Consider the following 24,433-nt stretch of genomic DNA (forward strand, 5'->3'; position numbering starts at 1 on the left):
TATTTATCAATAAATAATTTGCTTCTTCTTGTAATGTATCAACTTGGGATTTAGCGGAAACGCACTTTTAGATTTAGAAGTGGCCAAAGTGATAGCCGAAGTGGATGCCAGTGTTTTTGTTTTAGACTTTGTGCCTAATGCTTCTGTAGAACAGATGAAAGAACGAATGGAAACTTTCTATCGTATTATTCGTAGTAAACATCCGGATACGCCAGTCATTTTTATAGAAGATCCTATTTTCACTCATACGCTTTATGATGAAAGAATAGCTAAAGAAGTACAAAGAAAGAATGGCACATTAAAGGAAATATTCAACCAGTTAAAGAAGGAAAATGAAAAGAATATCATTTTTATCTCTTCCAAGAATATGCTGGGAGAAGATGGAGAAGCTACTATAGACGGTATTCATTTCACAGATTTAGGTATGATGAGATATGCAGATTTAGTTTGTTCAATCATTAAGAAAGCAATAAAATAAAATAGTGACGCTATCGGCTCGGTATAGCGTCACTATTTTAAATGCTTTGATAGGTGACTTTTTGTACGTTATATCAATAGAAACAAATCTTCAAATCTTCAAATATTAAAATGGTAAAATATCATTTTTGATATTTGAATGATGCTATAATTGAATTTATTCAGGCGGACGCCAGATATGAATAAGAATTGCAAAGATTAGCCATTAGTATTATTCAGGAATTAAAGAAATCCCTCCTTTATGGAGCATAATCATTATTATTTGATATTATACATTGCATAGTGAATGTGTTTTTCAATTTATTTATGCTTTTTGTTCAATAAAGTAAGTTCATAAAAGTGCTTCTAATAAGTAAGCATCCGAGAGTCTGTGCAAAAACTACTTTTGGAAGACTAGTGCTCCTCTTAAACTCACACTTTTCCTTTATATTAATTCAAGAGTTGTGTATTTGGATTACATATTTAAATTGCAAGATAAAATTCTTTTTTCTGCATTTCATATTTTATCAACAATAAGGACATATATAATGATACTAATGGCAAGAAAGCCCTTAGTCTTCTTTTGAGTTCATCCATCCCCATTATGTTGATACAGCGTGTCAGGTTATATATGGTCATAAAGATGTTAACCTCACTCAACACATTGGCTTTGCCTTTCATTAGGGTATATGTAAATCCCCATTGGCGTTTTAAAATCCCAAATTGATGTTCTATAATTTGTTGCCTCAATTTGTAGTAATTCCTATTTCCTATAACTCTGGCGTTATTTTCATCTATTACATCTTGATATTCACTTCTTTCTATTACTCTACCATTTTGATTTTGAGTACATTTTTCTCTTATTGAGCAATTTACACAAGCTGATGTTTTATATACTTTTGATCTATAATTGGGGCGGATTCTCCATTTCCCTGTTGTTGTCATTTGTTCTCCACAAGGGCAGATATAATAATCTCCGTCATTTATATAATGAAATTCAGCCAGTGGTATGGAATTCGAATTAGGTGATGTTGATGGCATAGGCGATGAATAAGTACATATTCCTGAATATTTACAGGCTTGTAGTTGGTCGCCGCTAGTATAACCGGCATCGCTAAGTGTGTTGAACGAATCTAATTGTAGTAGTTCCTGGACGGTCAATGCCGCTGTTGATAGTTCTCTTTTATCAGTTGATGCTCCAATATGAGAGTGAACCAATAATTTGTGTTTACTATCAGAGGCTGCTTGAAGCGCATATCCAACTCCTGATACATTATTGGTTAACATTAATGCTCTTGAATCTTTGTCTGTTAGACTTATTTGAGTATCATTACTATTCTTCAATTCCGTATCAAGAGTTTCGTATTTCTTACGCCTGTCTTGTTGTAATTTAATCTTAGATTTAAGAAGTTCTTTTTCTTCTTTATCAGTCTTATCTAAAGCTGCTTCAAATTCTTCAATACGGTTATCTATATATTCAAGATGTCTGTCTATCTTCTTTTGTGTATAAATGTTGCAGGATTATACGGTGGTCTCCCTTCTGATTGAAGTTTGACATGTTTAAACCCAAGCTCATCTATAGGCAAGATATCCACAAATAAATCGATAACCCTTGCCCAAGAATCTGGAGCAACCAATTGTTCAAGAGCTATCATTTGAATTTGATTTCTGTTTTCTCCTACTATGTAGTTCATAGACATATTGTTTAGTTTCTTTCCATAAATATACGAAAAATAAATGATAATTCAATATAGCGTCTAAGGTTTTTGCACAGACTCTCGGATGCTTACGGTTCTAATGAAACGTACAGTTGGTTTTAAAGAAACGCTACGTACCTTTAAAAGGAAGCGAATTTTGCTTGTAGAAATGGAATTACTTGATTTATTAGAAGCGCTTTTATGAACTTACTTTATTGAACAAAAAGCATAAATAGATTAAAAAAGACATTCACCATGCAATGCATAATATCAAATAATAATGATTATGCTCCATAAGGGACGGATTTCTTTAATTTCTGAATAATACTAATGGCTAATCTATGCGATTCTTTTCTATATCCGGCTGTTCGCCTGAATAAATTCAATTATAGCATCATTCAAATACCAAAATGATATTTTACTATTTTGGTATTTGAAGATTTGTTCCTATTGATATAATGTACAAAAAGCGATCTATCCAGAGTATTGGAAATAGTGACGCTATGTCAACAGGATAGCGTCACTATTTTATTTGATTGCTTTCTTAATGATTGGACAAACTAAATCAGCATATCTCATCATACCTAAATCTGTGAAATGAATACCGTCTATAGTAGCTTCTCCATCTTCTCCCAGCATATTCTTGGAAGAGATAAAAATGATATTCTTTTCATTTTCCTTCTTTAACTGGTTGAATATTTCCTTTAATGTGCCATTCTTTCTTTGTACTTCTTTAGCTATTCTTTCATCATAAAGCGTATGAGTGAAAATAGGATCTTCTATAAAAATGACTGGCGTATCCGGATGTTTACTACGAATAATACGATAGAAAGTTTCCATTCGTTCTTTCATCTGTTCTACAGAAGCATTAGGCACAAAGTCTAAAACAAAAACACTGGCATCCACTTCGGCTATCACTTTGGCCACTTCTAAATCTAAAAGTGCATTTCCACTAAATCCCAAGTTGATACATTCACGGTTCAATCTTCTCGATATGATATTGGTATGTGCCATTCCGGGACGTGAAGCACAACCTCCTTGAAGAATACTAGTGCCGTAAAATACAACCGGCTTTTTACGGATCGGATAATCAATTAAAGGCTGATCGATGGTGGCTAACGAATCCACTCCTATGGACAAGGAAACAAGACCGTCGTAAAGAGGAAGATAAAGCATATACTCTCTCTCTTCCGGTTGCATATTGGCAATGATCGTTGCTTGATTTATCTTTCCTGTTGGTCGGGCACTGTTCACAAATCTCCATAGCCCATTTCCCTCCAAACAATATAAATCTAGACCTTTTACTCCTGTATCAGTCATATGATTCATATGATTATTAAAAGGATTTTCCCCTTTCACCGCTATTTGAGTAGAGTTACTACGAAACCGTATAGCCATTCCTGCCGAATTACGACTCAAATTCCAAAGAGGAGAACGAGATATATTCTTTAGTGAATCTGGAAACCTTTCGTATCGTGCATTATTAGCTTCTGTAGCTTTTCCCAATAAGGGGAAGTTTGATGCATCGTGATATATAATTTGGGCAAAACTTATAGCTTGTCCACAAAGTAAAAGTCCAATCAAAATATATCTTATCATAGTATTTAATTTTCTGGGAATTTAATCTTCTGAGAATATGTCTGTTTCAAGACCTCTCTAACAGAAGGATTATCAATCCCCTTATTATAAAAATAAATCTCGCTATTAATCCCCAACTCTCGGTTAACACGAAGTTGTTCCCGTAACAGTTCTGGTGACATTTTGGAACTACTCCCTTCCATCAGAATCATACCAGGTGCAAATAATTGGTTTGGATTATTCTGATGTATATATTTCAATACTTCTGAAACCGTAGCACGATACGCTTCAATATTATAACGATAACACTGAACAGCCAACAAATCACAAACTTTCTCTTTACACCAACGAGGCCATTCCTGCATCAGATTTTCTTCACACCAGGGATAAGGATTGGGAGCGAAACTAATCATTACATTCGGGCTCTTTGCTTTAATCCTTTTATATAATCGTTTTGCAAAGGTATTTAAAATATTCAAACGCCAACGTACCCATTCCGAATTATTATAATCTGTAGGAGGATTTTTCCCTTGATGTTGTGATTGATAGAGGGAGACTGTATAAGTATCATATCCAGAATTTCGAGGCATAGCAGGTAAGCGGTCATCACCTTGAATACCATCTAAATCAGGATAAAGCGTCAATGCCTCTTCTATTAGTTCTATTAAGAAGTTCTGTACAGCAGGATTATAGGCATTGAAGTAATAATCGTGGTGATTGTAATTGGCGGGGTGTTGTTGATTGTCTATTCCTAACCAGTGAGGATTCTTTGCTAATAAAGGATTATCGAGTGATATCGGATGTCCCTCTCCCATAAAACCATATTCGAACCAGAAAAATACTTTTATATCGTGTTTATGAGCCTCATCAATCAAATCACGTACCGGATCATTGGTTGGACTTTGATATTGTTTAGAATATCCGCTTAGCAGATAGCCTTCTTCTGGTGTCTTATAAGTAGAATAATGCATCAATACATCACTCTTATATATTGTTTTAGTTTCCGCATAAGATACAAGGAATATGGAGTTCATATTCAACTCATCCAATGTCTTTACAAAATCTTTCATTCCCTGGTAGGTATGTAATACAGGGGTAAAACGGGGAGCAGGCACCCAGACTCCCCGGATTCCTTCAGTCGTATCTTGACAAAAAACTTGTATACTAACAAATAGTAATAAAATAAACAAATATAAATCCTTTTTCATTATGTCTATATATAATTAGTTAAAACCTAGTTTATATGTTTCCTCATCAACTTGTATTACATACATCAATCCAAGTTTTCTATTTAAGGCTGAAAGACAGTCTATTAATCTTTGTTGATGGCTTTCTATTTTGCTACCATCATATGCATTCCATAACTCAAGAGCTGATAAGCATCCTAAAGAGGGGGTCAAAGGAAAAAATGAAAAATTTTCAAAGAATAGAGGAGATATGGTTGATCCATGAACAATTATATCTTTACGGCCTACTTGACCAGCACTATATGTTTGCCATAATAAAGGGATATCTCTCCATCTTTCTGGTAAAAAAAAACTGTATATATTTTTATCCCAAGATTGATTATTTGCCTCCCATTCCAATGGTGAGCTTTCAAAGGGTAATACTGTTACTAAAATTGGCGTGGGGCCTATAAACTCATTCTTACTTTCAGCTCTCTCTTTTATTTTGAATACTCCACAGGGAGTATTCCCATTGCTAAAATATGGCAATATATCAGATGCTGCACGGGCTAAATAGACAAAAAACTCTTGATTCCATCCTTCTTCATTTCTCCAGACATAAACTTTAGCTGGTATATTTCTATCTTGTCTCAACAAAACAATTAAGTGGATTTGTTCCGGGAATTGTGCTTTAAGGAAAGATGGCAGATCGTTTAATAGTTCCTTATGTAATTCAAATTTATAGTCTGCAACATGAATATCCCCAAGAATAGAATTCCAAGATTCATCATTTAAGTTTAAACAATCCACCTCTAAATTCTCTTTTCGCAACAGACTATAAGCTAAACATTTTTGCTTGCTGTTTCCGATATTCATGACTTCCCTTAACCATTTATTTTTACCAGGTATAGTTGTACATGCAACAGCAGTCAATAGCTGATATTGAAGTTCTGGAGAAAAAGTGTGGTACATAGACATAAGTTTCCGCAAATATTTTTTTTCTCTTTTTCCATAACAATTGAAAGCTGAAATCTGCCATAGATTTTTCTGAATTGAAGATTCATCTTGTAATAATTGCAAATTCATGTTCTGCAACTGCTCAATAAAAGCTTGTCTTTGTTGCTTTTGTGTCCGAACAGAAATGGGTTGAGAGTATCCTAATTGTTCTCCTGTTAAGACAAAAAAAATAATAATTAAAAAGTAGATTTTCATCTATTATGTCCTCCAAAAATATTTTTTATAAGTAAAGAATGACGCTATACCTATTGACAATGCAGTAATCATTAATCCTTTAATAAAACCAAGATAAGCATTTTGATTGAATATATTCAAAAAGACATTTAATCCTAGCAAACCAATAATTGGTGTTATAACTAATTGGGGAGCAACATAAGCAATCATGGGGTTTTGTCCCACCATTTCAAATGGTCTGGTTATTATTTTATAACGATAAATATCGCAGATTATAGAAAGTGCGATCATTGCCATAAACGCAAGTCCAGATGTCAGAAAATAATAACTAAATGTTGAATGATCTTTACGGATTCCACCTTCAAAAGCTTCAAAACATAATCCTAGCATTATTAGATAAGCCCCTATAACAAATAGTTTTCTCCAATAAATAAAATTATGATCAGCTTTTTTTCTTAAAAGAATATATAATGTAAAAAGCAGAATGATAGAGATTATTAAATTCAATAACAATTGTCTTGTATATAAACAATATACATTAATTATAATAACAGAAATAGATATCAGAAGAATTAATGGTAATCGCTTGGATATAATAGAAGGAGTCTGAGGATGTATAGAAAGCCATTCTTTTAGATATTCACCAGCAATACTACCCGGAATAACAATAAACAAATATTTTAAGTAATAAAAATTATACATCCAAGGAATTGGTGAATATTGCATAATATCTTGAGCCCACGAACCTTCCGTATTACTACTTAATAAAATTCCCATAATAAAAGGAAGTATTGCTATTCGATAACATTTTTTACGCCAAGTGAAAATATATATAATTGATCCAAAAATGGCCATGTTGGCTAATACTAATATGATAATATTACTAAAATATAAAGAAAAAGAACGTTCATTGGCGTAAGGAACCAGAAGCAACATTAAAATGCCTATTCCATAAGATACGTATTCTATTGTTATTCGTAGCCATTGTGGATATTTTCCAGAGAATCTCATATATATAGGAAACATCAATATAAAAGAAAATAAACTAATTCCCCATGACTTCATATCTTCCGGATCGTTAATTATCCATGGATACATATGTTGAATAAAAATAGCAAAAAAGGTTAATCTTATTCCTCTCAATAAAGCCTTAAGTGATAAATGCATACATGATACTCCTTTTTCTAGTTTCCGTCCAATAGAGAATGGAAAAGCTGCTCCCATAGCAAATAAAAAAAAAGGAAAAACTAAATCTACCCATGTAATACCATAAATGGATGGATCAAAGGTAAATTGAGATCTAGGACCTACTTGGGCATGATACATCCATGCAGGAAGCATACCTGAAGCTATAGTTCCAGATAAAATCATTCCGAAAATGGCAATGCCACGTAAGGCATCTAATGAAGATGCCCTACGTATAGTTAAAGAATCAGTCATGACTAATTATTATAATGGAAAAATAGCTTTTCCTGTATAAAAAGATTTTATAACTCGTTTGTTTACATCTCGTTTCAGCCCTTCATTGAAGAAAAATGTTTCTCCATTTGTTTGACAGGCACGGTTATATTGCATTTGTTCTACAAATATGCTTTCCCATTCAGAAGTATTGCGTAAATAAATCCCTGGATTGAGTATATTACCTTGGGTATTTTGACGCACATGTTCAAGTGTTTCATCTAGTGTTGAACGATATGCAGCAGAGGTTTCTCTATAGCATTGTACTGATAATAAATCAATATCATTATTCTTTATCCACGAAGGCCAATCTTGCATTAAATTATTCTCACACCATGGATATGGGTTTGGAGAAGAGGCTATTACAATATTCTCTTTTTTATTTCTAAGTCTTTGAGACCATGTGTGACAAAAATCATTCAACTTTTTCAGACGCCATTTTACCCAGTCATTATTGGAATAATCATTTGGAACATCTTTTCCTGTATCTAGCTTATATGCTTGTTTGGTTTTATCATTATATCCAGAATTTCGGGGGGAAGCAGGTAATCGGTCATCTCCCTGTATTCCATCTACTTCTGGATATTTTTCAATAGCTTCTTCCATCAGTTGGATTAGGAACTCCTGAACATTAATATCATAAGAATTCAGATAATAGTCTGTTCCATTATAATTTGCTGCAAGATTTTGATTGTTACGTCCGTCCCAATCAGGATGAACAGATAATATTGGATGATTGGCAGAAGGGTTTGCTCCTCCCGAACGCATAAAACCATATTCAAACCAGAAGAAAACCTTTATATTTTTGTTATGTGCCTGAGTAATTAGATCTTTTATTACATCTCCTGAGGGACCATTATAGTTACTTCCATTTAATAACCATCCTTCTTCAATAGTACTATAATTGCTATTTTCTTTTAAGACCTGACTTTTAAATAAGGTTTGCTCACGTACCCATGTTGCTACAAATATTGTATTTATATTAAGCTCATCCAAAAGATTAATAAATTCCTGCAATTTTTCGAAGCTACTCAAAACATCTGTATGTGTTGGATCTGGAACCCACACTCCTCGAACCACTTTTTCTTGTGGTAACAGAGAAGCTTTTACTGTAAATGATTTACTTTGTCCATTGGCATTTGTTACAATATAGGTGAAATCAGAAGATAAATTGACCTCTTTTCCAGAAACAGGGGATACAGTACAACCATCGGCTATTTTAATTTGTGGAGTAATTTTAGTCAAGTCTGTACCATAGTTAAATGCTATATTTATTTTATCTCCCTCTATTTCCCCTTTTATATGATAATCGGGAATATCAAATGAAAGCATCTCCGGTTGAGTTGTAACAGTCGCTTCATATGAAATAGTTTGATCACCTTTTGTTAATTTGAATATTATAGGTTGTGTAAAGTTATAAGAATAGCCACTTTCTGGTTGCAATGTGGCTCCCTCAGTATATGATACTTCAACCTGTATGGCTTTGAGATTAGTTCCCACAGGAACTATTGCATTTATTTTTCTCGTACTTTGCTCAATATGAGCTTCTATACTCGTTTCTCCAGTTTTTACAATGAATTTTGAAATTAACAAATTCTCAGTTTCCGTTTTTTCTTCTTTTCCTGTATCATCTCCACTACATGAATAACTTATACAACAGGTGAAAAGTAATAAAATAAATAGTAATTTCTTCATAATATTAATGAATTAAAACCGGACCTGAACTTATTCTACATTCAGGTCCGGTATTATGTGTGACACGATTATTTTCCTATTTCAAAAACTAATGCACCATATTCACATACATATCCAAAAACGTAAACTTTATCATTTACGACTTTAACACTATTACATGCAGACACCCATGCGGCACCACTTGTTGCATTGGAAGTTATCGGTTTCTTAAATACGCTTACTTGATCAATACTCTTGTCAGCAAGCGCTTTCATCCCCTCAACATAATTTGTCCCATCAGTCAAAGCTACAATTTCAAGGAATGCTTCATTAGGAGCCCACTCACGATTGATTGTATATGTCAAATAGCGTATTCCATTATATTCAAAGAAGTGTGGATCCATAGCACGTCCTTGAATTGGCATGTCTCTTTCTATCTCAAATTCAACATTAAAGTTCTTATTTAACAATAATGTTCCAGCTGCAGAACCTGTCGCAATAAAATGTTCATTATCATCAGGTATTCCATTAATTCGGGCATATTGACCTAAGCTTAAATCAGAAGAACTTGGAGCTTTATATTGCCCAACCAAATCAATGACTTGAGGTTGTGTCTCCAAATTACTATTTTCTCCTTTCCATACATAGAATTGTCCTTGTTGCGCATTTTGGAATGGAAAGTTTGAAGATATAATATAACCATTAGTTTTAGGATCACCGATAATTGATAAAGCATCCCCTAAGCGTACTCCAGTTGAATTTCCGACAGGGTCTGATATTGTATATTCTAGAACTTTTTCAGGCAATGCATCTACATTTTCCCAACGATAAACAACAAAGCTTTGTGCTTTACTACTTGCCATACTACAAGCATATATATTACCATTGTCTGCCACTCTCACGTCGCTGATAGGCCATGTTACATTCGTTGTTTGAATGACTCCTGTTCCCATATTGAGAGTCTTTAACTCCTTAGTCGCATCTTTGATGTCATAATAATATATGTTATTACCTCCCTCTCTGGAAGCAAAGAATGCATAACGTCCATCAAAATAAGCACCTCTTGTTGTGTTTTTTCCTAACATTGTATTGAGTCCTGAACCTAAGGATTGATCTAAAACAACTTTTGCTGTACTAATCTTCATACCAGCTTCAGAAATCTGTGCTTCAATAGTATATTTTCTTTCTTGATTTCCATTTGCTATTATGATATATTTTTCACCCTCTAATGCAAAATCAATAGTCATTTTGTCATCTGACATTGCTGGAATAGATTCCTTGATAATTGCAGTTGAAGGAGAAATTTCAAAGTCTGACAATACTGCTTTGGTTCCTATAACATTGGAGAATGACAATTTGATTTTTTTCTCAACGTGAGAAATGTTTATTGCCGGATTGTATACTCCTGATACTTTTAAGTTTAACAACGCTAGTCCATCAGTATTTGCAGATGTGGTGACCCGAATACCGTATTTCATGAATTCGGTGTCTTTTATTGCGACTAATGCCTGTTTGCCATCATTTGCTTCAAAATCGACTACTGTACCTGATACTGGAGTAACAGTAGTTCCATTATTAGGGATAATTTCCAATTTCATGTTTTTTAAATCGCTTAAAGGAGAGACTACAATCCTAAACGTATCATTGTCTAATACTCCTTCGGCACGAACATTACCATTCTCGCCTGCATTAATTATAGCAACACTTTTAACACCAATAGGTTCGGTTGATTGTTCATCATCGTTAGAACATGAAGTAAAAATTACAGTACATAGGCTCAATGCACATAATATGTGCGTAAAATAATGTTTCATGGTTTTTGTTTTTTATTTGTTAAAAAATTAGTTTTTATCCCACCAAATACGTGTATACTGACTATCACCTCCCATTCGTTCAATAGCTTCTTGAACATTTATCGGGTTATATCTTATCTCATCTGTAGAATATGAATAGCGGCGAGGCATATCAGAATTACCTGGCCAGTGATATATAAGTGGAGCAATAGACGGTTTACCTGTACGTCTTACTAGATTCCATCCTTGAGGGCCGTTAGGAAATAATGCTAACCAAAACTGTGTATACAAATTTTCTTCCGAATAAGGTACCTTAGTCATAAAAGATTGAATTTGTTCATCCGGAATGTTATATGATTCTAAAGATAATCTTACTGCTTTATTATAAAAAGTAGTAGCATCGCCCTGAATGAATCCTTTTTGAATAGCCTCTGCTAGCAAGAAATGTACTTCAGAAGCTGTAAATAGAACAAACGGAGTTTCTCCCTGAATAAAATAATCACCTATATCACAATAATTGGGAATATAGTCATCTTTATAATGGGCATTCAAATCTTCGATTCTTTGTCCCGAGGGTAATCCAATATATTCTCCATTAATATTTTTAGCCATATATATGTGCATACGTGGATCTTGATTAACTGCTAGCCTGTCATACATCGTTTTAGAAATCCTCATTTCATCCCATCCAGCAACAAACGCATATGGATTCTTTACATGGTAAGTTGCACCTCCTTCATCAGGAATCAATCTGACATTATCCTCATTTGCTGATATATAAAGAGATTGATTTTGCCAGTCAATGGATGCCAAAGTTGTTTTAGTGATCTCATCTGCAGCAACATTTGAACATTGCATAGCAAGTCTCAGAATCATTGAATTTCCAAACTTAATCCATTTATCCAAATCTCCATTAAAAAAGACATCTGCTGTTCCTAATGATGTATATCCACTATTTTTATTTGCACTTAATGTGGAGACAGCAGTCTGTAGCTGGCTAATTAAATCTTTATATATAAACTCTTGACTATCATATTTGGGAGCTACAGATTTAAACGCTTCAGAATAAGGAATGTCACCATAGCAGTCTGTCATATATTGAAACATATAGGCACGCCAAATTCTCGCTATTGCTTCATGATTAACATTTTTAATCTTTTGAGACAGTTCAATGGCATGCTCGCATAAATGGAGACCTGCAAAGGCTTCATCTGAATACCACCATGACCATACCGAATTTGCAGGTGAGGGTTCATAATGTGCAGAAGTAAAATTTGCTTTTATTGTAGCGACATATTGCACCCAATCTAAAGTCGTTAATTGATTTGTATTTTGCCAAATACCAACTGAAAGCCCTGATCCGGTGACAAAAGAGCGAGTTAATATAGGAGCCGGGTCAATGATAACCGCGGTGGTTTTTGGAAAGTCTAATTCCTCAAAATCTGAAGTACATGAGAATAATCCTAAACTACAGGCTAATGTACTTATTAATATATATTTCTTCATAATTCTTTTTTTATAATTTTAGAAAGTAACATTCACTCCAAAAGTAAACTGCATAGTTTCAGGCATACCAAATATTTCTATACCCGACGCATTTCCTGTTGTTATATAAGTTTCAGGAGATACATTAGGAACATGTTTCATTAGATAACAAAGATTATTTGCGTTTACATTAAAATTTATATTATCAATAAATTTTATTTTGTGCACATCTCGACGTAGGTTATATCCTAAACTAATTTGTCGTAAGCGAATATAGGATGCATCGTAAATCCACATTTCAGACACTCCGCTTACACGTTGCCAATACAATTGAGGATCTACAGCATATGACCCATATACTCCATTTTTTACACCTTCCACCATATAACCGATATTAGGAAGTACTCCTGTTTCTTGATTTAAAAATTTGGCTAATGCCCATTCATCACGTCCTTCGATTGTTGAGCTAAGTACTCCAAGTTCTGATCCTTTCATATTCGAATAGGAAAACATATCATGGCCTAGTTTTCCATCGATCAACAGGCTGAAAGAGAAATCTTTATATGTAAATCCTGTACTAAAACCTAACAGCCAATCAGGGTATATTTTCCCTAATTTCTGCATAGTGTCATTGGAGCCATTTTCATTTTGTTTTATAGTGGGGAGATTGCTATCATCTAGAATTAAGTATCCATTTTCGTCTCTATTAAATGCGGTTCCCTGCATTGTACCAACAGCTTCTCCATTCATGGCATTTATTGTCATTCCTGAGGCTCCACCTAGTGTTAATACTGGTACATCATCCGGCAATTCTTTTACTTTATTCCATTGGTAACTAATATTGGCTCCTGCCCACCATTCCATTTGTTTATTTTTAAATAAACTACCTTTTATCTGTGCTTCTATACCCGAGTTCTTGATGTATCCTGCATTAATGATGCCACTTGAATAACCAGAAGAAGGAGCCAATGGAGCAGTAAATATCTGATTTTCAGTCCCTGTTGTGTAATACGATAAATCAATATTAAATCTATTTTGCCACATGATCAAATTAAGTCCAACTTCTGTAGATTTTGTCAATTCACTTTTTAAGTCTGGGTTTACCCGTTTAGAAGGAATAAATCCATAGGGTAGTCCGTGAAATTGATTTGGAGAAGTTCCATATACATTATACCTTTGTGAGCTGTAGTTTCCTCCACTACCAACCGCGGCCCATGATGCACGTAATTTTAACAGATCTACGCTTTTGCCAAGATCAAATGTTTCAGAAACAATCCAACTGCCACTTACGGAAGGATAAAAGATAGACCAATTTTCAGGAGATAGAACCGATGTCCAATCATTACGGGCTGTAATATCTAAAAAGAATTGACTATCCCAATCCATAGACAAAAAGCCGTATATAGATTGTACTTCACTCTCTGCTATTCCCTGATTACTAACTAAATTATTGAAATTCTGAATAACATAATTCCCTTCTAAATTTATTAATCCAGATTCAGACTGACTGGTCATACTATATACATTACGCTTCATCAAATTTCCTCCAACTGATGCATTTAGACCAAACTTTCCAAATTTATGGCTTCCATTCAATAGGAAATCATAATTTTCTTCGCTAAAATCATTGTCACTAAAAGTAATAGTAGCTAATCCTTGATTCTTAAAGTAAGTATTAGTAGCTGTTTGACGTTGTCTTTCATCAGTGTAATAATCTAAACCTCCCCTTGCCTTTAAATTCAAGGCAAATGGTAATTTCAACAAGTTTTTCAAATCTATATTAAACTCTACAAAACCAAGAATCCTCTTACGTTTATCATAATTGGTATTTAAGTTTTCAGTCCAATATGGATTATTAAGTAATGGTGATTTAGCAAAAGACAAATCAGTTGGAGGCAAAATACTACCATTTTCGCTTTGGGTATATTGTTCTGTCCAAATTATAGGCATTCCGTTGTTTGTTTGATAATTGCGTAGCATATCCATCCCTAAAGAGCGTGGTAAATACCACATTGCATAAATAGGATTATCTGGAGACCCTCCTAAATTGGGGCGATTTTCAGCTTTTTGATCTATATAATTCGCTTTAGCATCAATGGATAGAAAATTACCCAGTTTAGTGTCAAAACGAAGAGTAATAGAATTTTTCTTTATTTCGTTACCTGGTACTATACCCCTTTCATTTGTATTAGTATAGGAGAAATAAACTCCCATTTTTTCATTCTTGTTTGCAATTGATAAATTGTGATTGTGAGAAAGCCCTGTTTGTAAATAGTCATCATAGGGGTGAGAGGTACTTGATAATGTTTGTTTTTGTCCTAAGAAATTGGTAACTTCCTGACCTTCAAGTTTAGCTCCCCAACTTTGATAATCTGTTGATATGTATTTTCCTGCAGAACCTTGGGAATATTCGTTCTGAAAATCGGGCTTTATTGAAGGAGTGCTGACCTGCAACTGATAATTGTATTTGATACCTAATGATTCTTCTTTCTTACTCCCCTTTTTGGTTGTAATCATGATAACGCCATTTTGTCCTCTTGAACCATAAAGGGCTGCTGCAGCTCCTCCTTTCAGTACAGAAATTGATTCAATATCATCTGCATTAATGTTGTTGGCTGCATTTCCATAATCTGTACCACCCCATTGTCCTGTGCCATCAGCGCCTCCGTCTACTCCTCCTGTATTATCCATTGGAACACCATCCACCACATATAAGGGTTCATTTGATCCGGTTAAAGAGCTTACTCCACGGATCGTAACTTTTGATGAGCCGCCGGCTCCACTACCACTAGATGATATATTTAATCCTGAAACCTGGCCACTTAACGCCTCTAATGGGTTCACTTTGGAAAAAGCTGAAAGGTTATTTCCTTCAACGTTACTAACAGCATATCCTAATGCTTTTTTATCTCTTTTTATTCCCAATGCAGTTACTACCACTTCCTCTAATTGCTGAGTATCTTCTTTTAAAATAACTTTTATAAAGTTTTGGTTTCCAGCTTTCAGTTCTTGTGTTATATATCCAATAAACGACACAATAATAGTTCCGTCAGTAGAAGAAAGTTTAAGTTCAAATTTACCTTCCATATCCGTTATAGTTCCATTCCCAGAACCTTTTTCTTGAACAGAAGCTCCAATAACTTCCATTCCTGAAGAATCTATAACTTGCCCTTTTATATTCTTTTGAGCATACAATGTAGTTGTCGATAATAAACAGACAACAAATAGCATCATTAAAAATTGCATTCTTTTTTTCATATTCTATTATTAAATTTATGAGTTAATAAATTTGTTTATAAAGGTTTGTTGCACATTTGATATTCTAATACTCCTCCTTTCATTATTTCGTCATAACTGATATAATGTTTATCCAGCAATTTCCCATTCAACTTTATTGATTGAATATATTTGTTCTCTTCGGAATTGTCATGAGCGACAATTTGCATTTTCTTCCCATTATTTAATATAATTGTCGCTTTACTCATAAGTGGCGAACCAAATACAAATGTCCCAGAAACAGGATTAACAGGATAGAATCCTAAAGTTGAGAATATATACCAAGCTGACATTTGTCCGCAATCTTCATTTCCTATTAGACCATCATGTTGCGTAGTGTAAAATTGCTTACAAACTTGTCTGACATATTCCGCAGTCTTATATGGCTGTCCCATGCATGTATACAAATATAATACGTGATGACTAGGTTCATTACCATGTGCGTATTGCCCTATCATTCCTGATATATCAATAGATGCTCCTTCATTCAAATCTGAACTAACTATAAATAAACTATCTAATTTTTGTAGGAATGTTTTTTTATCACCGAAAAGTTTTGTTAATCCTTCTATATCATGGGGAACTAACCAAGTGTATTGCCAAGCATTCCCTTCAACATAGTCGTCCTCCATATGCATACTGTAAAATGGGTCAAATTCTTTTCGCCAATTTCCATTTGATAATTTTCCGCGCATAAAATTAGTTTGAGAATCGAAATAGTATTGATAATTTTTCGATCGTTTAAGAAACTTCTGATATTCCTGTTGTTTCCCCATCTTCATTGCAAGCATAGCAACTGAATAATCATCTATTGCATATTCTAATCCTTTTGCTACAGACCAAGGTGTTTTATCTGCTGATATATATCCATTAAGTCTTACATCTTCTAAACCATTGATATCCATTTCTGCAATACTGGCCACTGCATTGTAGGCCTGTTCTTTATCTATGTTTTGAAAGTTTTTCAGACAAGCGTCAACCACAACCGGAATGGAGTGAATACCGACCATACAATCTGTTTCGTTACCTGCTAAATGCCAAACTGGCATTCTGCCTTGTTGTTTATAAATAGTTAACAAAGTGTTAATATAATCTGGAACTCGATTGTCTATTAAAGTATAAAGAGGGTGAACGGCACGATATGTATCCCATAACGAAAAAGTTGTATAAGGGATGAATCCTTCTGCCATATATATTTTCCCATCAGCTCCTCTATATTTACCGTCAACATCTGCGAAAATGGAAGGTGCAATTAGGGTGTGATATAAAGCTGAATAGAATATTTTCATAACATCCGGTTCTGCTTCAAAATCTACCTTTGCTAATTCTTGATTCCATTGCTTCTTAGCTACAGCTTTCACTTGATCAAAATTCCAATCAGGAAGTTCACTAATGAGGTTCATACTTGCTCCTTCTTCGGAAACATATGAAACACCTGTTTTTACTAATAGTGGTTCAGAAATATATCCAAAATTAAGTAGCACTTTTACACTGTTATTGTGCTTAAATATCTTATATTTTTTTATGGGTTTAGAAAAAACACTACTAAAATGTATTTTGTGGTCAATGGCCCATTCATCAGAATAACGATATCCAACAATACTCGTATCATTTAACAAATGACAAAAAGAATCCAAAGTTCCTTTACGAGAAGATAAGGATTTTGCACTTCCCTCTAAATCAATGATTACAAAAGCTTCTGTATTATGAGGATATGAATAACGATGAAGACCAACTCTAGCAGTTGAAGTTAATTCCACCTTTATATTATATTTTTCTAACCATACAGAATAATATCCTGGAACAACAGATTCTTTATTCTTAGAAAATGTAGAAACATACATAGATGCAGGTAAAACATTTAATGTTGTATCTGGTAAACTATTGATTGGCATAAAAAGAATATCAGCTAAATCTGCAATTCCTGTTCCACTCAAATGAGTATGAGAAAATCCGATAATTGTTGAATCAGAAGCATGGTATGCGGAACACCAGTCCCATCCTGTGGATAAATTATTAGGCCCAAGCTGCACCATACCATGAGGAACTGAAGCTCCTACAAATACATGACCGTGTCCTCCGCTTCCAATTAAAGGATCTACATAAGTTGTGTAATCTTTTATTATCTCTTTTTTGGTTTTTGGGGAACAAGACATAATAAGCGGAAAAGAGCAACATATCCCTATAATATATATTCGAAATCGAAACATAAAGACAATTTTATTTATTTATTTCTTCTAATGTTTTCCAGCACTGGTACAGGCCTCTTGGTACATGGAAACATCCTTTCCATTTTCCTCCTTTGAGTGGGAGTAACACTTCTGCTCTGCGGTTCAGGTATCCATACCATTCGGGATGTTCTTTATCCTTGAAATGTGTCCATGTATAGTCATGTACTTTTTCAAACCATTCCAGGCATTGTTTGTCTCCCGTCAACTGATAGCCTTTCAACAAAGAAATAAGCGTCTCGATATGCACCCACCAGAGTTTCTGATCCCATTCCAGTTGTTGAGGTGGACAGCCGTTACGGTCCATGAAATAGTAGATACCTCCATACTCCTTATCCCAGCCATAATTAAGCATTGTAAGGGTGGTCTCTTTGGCTTTCTCTATCAATTCAGGACGGTTCAGGCGTTTGCCTAGATCCATGATAAACCACATCGCTTCAATGGCATGTCCCGGAGTTACCTGACGACCCTCAAAGCAGTCGACCAGACTGCCGTCTACATCTACATTTTCAACAATGATACCTCCAAGTTCGGGACGATAGAAAACCTCCATTACTTCATGGATACAAGTTTCCATTGTTTCTTTTAGATAACTTTCATCTAAAAGGTGCTCTATCTCCAGAGCCAGGTTGCAGAGGATCATCGGCAGGGCAAAGTTTTTCAGATTACGGGTCCCCGGGTGAAGTTTGTTCCATTTGCCTTTCGGATTATCCACTTTAGACAGGATGATATCGAAGGTTTTCCTGGCAATGTCTGCATATTCCTGATTGCCGGTGGCAAGACTCAGCTGGCCGAAAGCCATGGTGGCAAATGTATATGAAAAGATATTGTACGGTTCTACCAGTGGTCTACCCGAACGGTCAAGGGAAAAATACCAGTTATAATCCCCGTCATGTCCATATTTTTTTAGAAATTCGCCACCTTGAATGGCGCAGTCCAACCATTCCTGACGTTTCTCCACTTTGTTGTAAAGCATGGAGAACATCCACACTTCACGACTTTGGAGCCAGATGAACTTATCCGTATCGAACACTTTTCCTGCACGGTCCAGACAGGTGAAGTAACCACCATACTCATGGTCTTGCGAATGTTCAAGCCAGAAAGGAAGGACGTTGTCCAGAAGCTCATCTTTGTACAGACTTGCCAGTTTCTTGAAATCCATACTATTATTTCCATTATAGATTGGTATGGGTAATTCAGCGGTGAAAGAGGTGCCGGCTGAATGACCAAGGTTATTTTTACTATCCATATTTATAAAATGTTAGTTTATTGTTATTAAGGTCTGTTTTATATTTATTCCGAACGGGTCCAGTATCTTTCAATCTCCTCCAGCGACTTCCCGGTGGTCTCGGGCACGAGTTTCCAGACAATCATCATATACGGCACGCACATGAGGGCGAACAGGAAGAATGTTCCGGCGGGGGTAAGGTTTTGGAGCATCCAGGGGGTTAACTGTCCGATCAGGTACGTTCCGATCCACAGAGCAAATCCTGCTATCGACATGGCCAGTCCGCGAACCTTGGTGGGATACATCTCTGAGAGGAGTACGAAAACCACGGCACAGATGGATACGGCACAGCAGAATACATAGAACAGGAAGAAAACGAGAAGGAAGAGGCTGGATACTCCCAGGGAATCTCCGAAGAGGAAGTAAAGACCGATAAGGACCAGAGAGAGCACCATGCCCGAAACTCCGTAATAAACCAGCTTCTTGCGGCCCACCTTATCGATGATGACAAGAGCCAGAACGGTGGTCAATGTATTGACTAGTCCTACCAGAACTTGGTAAAATGAAAGTTTACTGTTTGCATAGTAATATTACGGTAGAAAAGTTTTATCTTTATCGCGTTAAACTAACTAATACCCCCATTATGAGAAGAATCTATTATTTACTTTTCCTTATCTTCTTAGGATATTTTTTTGACGTAAAAGCTTCAGACACAGTATTTATCCATGAAACACAAATTCCGGTTTTAATAGAGCGGCAAGACAATGTTCTGTTCTATCTTCGTTTGGATGCAAAAGAAAGCAAAAAGCTCGATGAAATCATTTTAGATTTTAGTAAAAGTACGAATCTGACTGATGTTCAGGCAATCAAACTCTATTATGGAGGAACAGAGGCGTTGCAGGACAAAGACAAAAGTCGCTTTGCTCCAGTAGAGTACATATCCAGCCATCGTCCGGGTGGGACATTGGCGGCTAATCCTTCCTATTCGGTAAAATGTGCAGAGGGGAAACCATCGGAAATAGTAGTATTAAAAGGTAATTACAATTTATTTCCGGGTGTAAACTATTTTTGGATCAGTTTGCAGATGAAAAAGAATGCCTCTTTGTACACTAAGATACTCTCTGATTTGCGTGCTGTTAAAGTAGATGGGAAAGAACTATGTTGTAAATCTATTTCTCCAAAGAATATAATTCATCGGATGGCAGTTGGTGTTCGTCATGCCGGTAATGACGGTTCTGCCTCCTTCCGTATTCCCGGGTTGGTGACTACCAATAAAGGAACCTTGTTGGGCGTGTATGACGTTCGATACAACAGCAGTGTCGATTTACAGGAATATGTAGACGTGGGTTTGAGCCGTAGCACCGATGGAGGAAAGAGTTGGGAGAAGATGCGTCTTCCGCTTTCATTTGGCGAGTATGGTGGTCTGCCTAAAGCACAGAATGGGGTAGGGGACCCCTCTATTTTAGTAGATACTAAGACGAATACCGTCTGGGTGGTTGCCGCATGGACACATGGCATGGGTAATCAACGCGCCTGGTGGAGTTCCCATCCGGGAATGGATCTGAATCATACGGCACAGCTGGTATTGGCAAAAAGCACGGACGATGGTAAAAACTGGTCGAAACCTATCAATATAACAGATCAGGTGAAAGATCCATCCTGGTATTTCCTCCTTCAAGGTCCCGGACGTGGAATAACGATGAGCGATGGCACATTGGTGTTTCCAACGCAATTTATAGACTCTACTCGTGTTCCGAATGCAGGAATCATGTATAGTAAAGACCGGGGAAAAACATGGAAAATGCACAATATGGCACGAACCAATACAACGGAAGCACAAGTTGCGGAAATAGAACCGGGAGTATTGATGCTGAATATGCGTGACAATAGAGGAGGGAGCCGGGCTATTGCCATAACGAAAGATTTGGGGAAAACATGGACAGAACATCCTTCTTCACGCAAAGCACTTCAAGAGCCGGTATGTATGGCTAGTCTGATTCATGTAGATGCCAAAGACAACATCTTAAATAAAGATATCTTGCTGTTTTCAAATCCGAATACGACCAAAGGACGTAATCATATAACGATAAAAGCAAGTCTGGACAAAGGACTTACCTGGTTGCCGGAACATCAATTAATGCTCGACGAGGCAGAAGGATGGGGATATAGTTGTCTGACAATGATTGATAAAGAGACAATTGGTATACTATATGAGAGTAGTGTCGCACATATAACCTTTCAAGCGATGAAATTGACAGATATAATAAAGGAATAAAGAGTCTGTCCCGAAAGTCCGAAGGTTTAAATCTATGCTTACGATTTATAGGTAGCAAGATTTAGTTATAATGAAAAAGAATATCATTATAATGAAAAGCGTCATTTTAGCTTACATTTAAGAGGCCGAATACTACTTTATTTAATTAATTATAAACCGAAACTTTAGCCGATTTTATGGGGGCTTTCTGGACAACTCATGCTAAAACAACATATTTTGTTAAATTATCAGTGAAAATTGCTGAAAAAGTAATATCTTTGAAACCGTTAATATCTAATGCCCCCACTATGATGATTAATTTAATCGGAAAAAAGACTCAAATAGCATGTGGACTACTATGCTGTTGTAGTATGGCATATGCGCAGAGCAATGACAATTCCGAAGTTGTGGTTTTAAATGCAGGTTGGGAATTTTCCCAGGCAGGCACGGAGCTATGGCGACCGGCACAGGTTCCCGGCACTGTTCATCAGGATCTTATCTATCATAAACAAATTCCCGATCCTTTTTATGGCATCAATGAACAAAAGATTCAGTGGGTGGAAAATGAAGACTGGGAGTACCGGACAGCTTTTACAGTTACCTCCGAGCAACTGAAACGGGACGATGCCCAATTAATCTTTGAAGGTCTTGACACATACGCCGATGTATACCTCAACGGAGCATTATTGCTTAAAGCTGATAATATGTTCGTCGGCTATACGATACCTGTCAAGTCGCAACTCCGTCTCGGAGAAAACCTTCTTCATATCTATTTTCATTCACCCATCCGGCAGACAATGCCTCAATATAACTCTAACGGATTCAACTATCCGGCAGACAACGACCATCACGAAAAACATGTAAGCGTATTCTCCCGTAAAGCCCCTTACAGTTATGGTTGGGACTGGGGAATCCGCATGGTGACCAGTGGTATCTGGCGTCCGGTGACCATCCGTTTTTATGACGCAGCCTCTATCAGCGATTACCACGTAAAGCAACTCTCGCTGACCGACCAGCAGGCAAAACTATCCAATGAATTAGAAATAAATAATATACTTCCTCGAGCACTTCAAGCAGAGGTGAGAATCAATATCTCTTTTGAAGGAAACACAGAAAAAGGCATTAGCCAGGCAATCACCTTACAGCCCGGAATCAATCGTATATCTATTCCTTCTGAAGTGCTGTCGCCGGTACGTTGGATGCCGAATGGCTGGGGAAAGCCCGCCCTGTATGATTTCTCCGCTCAGATAATCGTAGAAGATAAAGTCGTAGCCCAACAATCCCACCGGATAGGACTGCGCACCGTTCGCCTCGTCAATGAAAAAGATCAGGACGGAGAATCCTTCTATTTTGAAGTAAACGGCGTTCCGATGTTTGCCAAAGGAGCCAACTACATTCCCCAGGACGCCCTGTTGACCAACGTCACTACCGAACGCTACCAAACCTTATTCCGGGATATCAAAGAAGCCAACATGAATGTCATTCGTGTGTGGGGAGGCGGAACCTACGAAGACGACCGTTTCTATGACCTGGCAGATGAAAACGGAATACTGATATGGCAGGACTTTATGTTTGCCTGCACTCCCTATCCGTCTGATCCCACCTTTCTGAAAAGAGTAGAAGCGGAAGCCGTCTACAACATCCGCCGCCTTCGCAATCATGCTTCCCTGGCGATGTGGTGTGGCAATAATGAAATACTGGAAGCCTTGAAATATTGGGGATTCGACAAGAAATTCACGCCGGAAATCTATCAGGAAATGTTCCAGGGCTATGACAAACTGTTCCGCCAACTCCTTCCTACCAAGGTAAAAGAGTTGGATGCCGACCGTTTTTATATACACAGCTCCCCATATTTAGCCAATTGGGGACGCCCCGAATCATGGGGGATAGGAGACAGCCACAATTGGGGAGTCTGGTATGGGCAGAAAACTTTCGAATCACTGGATACAGACCTCCCTCGTTTCATGAGCGAATTCGGTTTTCAGTCCTTCCCGGAGATGAAGACTATTGCCACCTTTGCCGCTCCGGAAGATTATCAGATCGAATCGGAGGTGATGAATGCCCATCAGAAAAGCAGCATCGGCAATGCCCTGATTCGCACCTATATGGAACGTGACTATATCATTCCCGAAAAATTCGAAGACTTTGTCTATGTCGGACTAGTATTGCAGGGACATGGCATACGTCACGGTCTGGAAGCGCACCGCCGCAACCGTCCCTATTGTATGGGTACATTATATTGGCAATTGAATGACAGTTGGCCGGTAGTGTCATGGTCGGGTATTGATTACTACGGTAACTGGAAAGCCTTGCATTATCAGGCAAAGCGTGCATTTGCCCCCGTTCATATCAACCCTTTGCTGGAAGGTGACAACCTGTGTGTTTACTTGCTTTCCGATCATCTTGACACCCGGGAGAAACTGACGCTGGAAATGAGACTGACGAATTTTGCAGGAAAGAAAGCCGGAAGAACGGTTGTCCTTCCTTCTTTGACTCTTCCGGCCAACACTTCCCAATGTGTATATCGCACTTCGCTCACCACTTTGTTTTTTCCTGCAAAGCGCCCGCTTGCGGATGACCTGCGCCATTGCTTCATGCAACTGACATTGAAAGACAAATCCGGAAATATCGTTGCCGAAACAGTCCATTTCTTTAGAAAGACGAAAGACTTGCTTCTGCCCGAAACAACCGTTTCCTGCAAGATAAAACAGAAAGAGGGCGTGTGTGAACTGACCCTGTTTTCTCCCGTTCTTGCAAAAGACGTCTTTATTGAAGTCCCTTTGCAGGGAGCCCGTTTCAGTGACAACTTTTTCGACCTCCTTCCCGGCGAGCGTAAGACGGTTGTCATCACTTCTCCCCAAATAAAGAAAGGAGAGGAGCTGCCTTTGACAATCAAACATATTCGTGATACCTATAATTAATTTATTAATAACTTAACACTTAATTTTT

General features: G+C 36.7%; 12 protein-coding genes and 3 pseudogenes. 3 read left to right on the forward strand and 12 right to left on the reverse strand.

Annotation, left to right across the window (positions count from 1 at the left end; genetic code table 11):
- Positions 1-34: 34 nt before the first annotated feature.
- Positions 35-478, forward strand: a pseudogene (locus GD631_RS13570) (SGNH/GDSL hydrolase family protein); the annotation flags it as partial.
- Positions 479-939: 461 nt separating this feature from the next.
- Here GD631_RS13570 and GD631_RS13575 read toward each other — a convergent pair.
- The 12 genes and pseudogenes from GD631_RS13575 to GD631_RS13630 all read right to left on the reverse strand — a co-directional run.
- Positions 940-2,150, reverse strand: a pseudogene (locus GD631_RS13575) (transposase).
- Positions 2,151-2,681: 531 nt separating this feature from the next.
- Complete coding sequence (locus GD631_RS13580) at positions 2,682-3,752, reverse strand: SGNH/GDSL hydrolase family protein (RefSeq protein ID WP_143257468.1); 1,071 nt, start codon at positions 3,750-3,752, stop codon at positions 2,682-2,684.
- A 5-nt stretch (positions 3,753-3,757) separates the two neighbouring features.
- Complete coding sequence (locus GD631_RS13585; protein WP_143257467.1) at positions 3,758-4,939, reverse strand: glycoside hydrolase family 10-like protein; 1,182 nt, start codon at positions 4,937-4,939, stop codon at positions 3,758-3,760.
- 15 nt (positions 4,940-4,954) lie between these two features.
- A complete protein-coding gene (locus tag GD631_RS13590; RefSeq protein WP_143257466.1) occupies positions 4,955-6,109 on the reverse strand; it encodes a hypothetical protein in 1,155 nt (384 codons plus the stop codon).
- A gap of 3 nt (positions 6,110-6,112) precedes the next feature.
- On the reverse strand, positions 6,113-7,528 hold the full coding sequence (locus tag GD631_RS13595; RefSeq protein ID WP_143257465.1) for a DUF5009 domain-containing protein: 1,416 nt from the start codon (positions 7,526-7,528) through the stop codon (positions 6,113-6,115).
- A gap of 9 nt (positions 7,529-7,537) precedes the next feature.
- On the reverse strand, positions 7,538-9,241 hold the full coding sequence (locus GD631_RS13600; RefSeq protein WP_143257464.1) for a family 10 glycosylhydrolase: 1,704 nt from the start codon (positions 9,239-9,241) through the stop codon (positions 7,538-7,540).
- Between the two features lie 68 nt (positions 9,242-9,309).
- On the reverse strand, positions 9,310-11,034 hold the full coding sequence (locus GD631_RS13605; RefSeq protein ID WP_143257463.1) for a DUF4623 domain-containing protein: 1,725 nt from the start codon (positions 11,032-11,034) through the stop codon (positions 9,310-9,312).
- Positions 11,035-11,061: 27 nt separating this feature from the next.
- Positions 11,062-12,519 carry a SusD/RagB family nutrient-binding outer membrane lipoprotein gene (locus tag GD631_RS13610; RefSeq protein ID WP_143257462.1) on the reverse strand — a complete coding sequence of 486 codons (1,458 nt, stop codon included), beginning with the start codon at positions 12,517-12,519 and terminating at the stop codon, positions 11,062-11,064.
- Between the two features lie 18 nt (positions 12,520-12,537).
- Entirely contained in the window at positions 12,538-15,756 is a 3,219-nt protein-coding gene (locus GD631_RS13615) for a SusC/RagA family TonB-linked outer membrane protein (protein ID WP_143257461.1), read from the reverse strand.
- Positions 15,757-15,791: 35 nt separating this feature from the next.
- Positions 15,792-17,984 carry a GH92 family glycosyl hydrolase gene (locus GD631_RS13620; protein WP_143257460.1) on the reverse strand — a complete coding sequence of 731 codons (2,193 nt, stop codon included), beginning with the start codon at positions 17,982-17,984 and terminating at the stop codon, positions 15,792-15,794.
- Between the two features lie 10 nt (positions 17,985-17,994).
- Entirely contained in the window at positions 17,995-19,164 is a 1,170-nt protein-coding gene (locus GD631_RS13625) for a n-acyl-d-glucosamine 2-epimerase (protein ID WP_143257630.1), read from the reverse strand.
- Between the two features lie 131 nt (positions 19,165-19,295).
- Positions 19,296-19,793, reverse strand: a pseudogene (locus tag GD631_RS13630) (MFS transporter); the annotation flags it as partial.
- An 80-nt stretch (positions 19,794-19,873) separates the two neighbouring features.
- Here GD631_RS13630 and GD631_RS13635 point away from each other — a divergent pair.
- The gene (locus tag GD631_RS13635) at positions 19,874-21,505 is read left to right on the forward strand and encodes a sialidase family protein (protein WP_143257474.1); all 1,632 of its coding nucleotides are present in this window, start codon (positions 19,874-19,876) and stop codon (positions 21,503-21,505) included.
- Between the two features lie 287 nt (positions 21,506-21,792).
- The gene (locus GD631_RS13640) at positions 21,793-24,405 is read left to right on the forward strand and encodes a beta-mannosidase (RefSeq protein ID WP_143257475.1); all 2,613 of its coding nucleotides are present in this window, start codon (positions 21,793-21,795) and stop codon (positions 24,403-24,405) included.
- Positions 24,406-24,433 lie beyond the last annotated feature (28 nt).

This window comes from Bacteroides luhongzhouii (genome assembly GCF_009193295.2).
GTDB classification, from domain to species: Bacteria; Bacteroidota; Bacteroidia; order Bacteroidales; family Bacteroidaceae; genus Bacteroides; species Bacteroides luhongzhouii.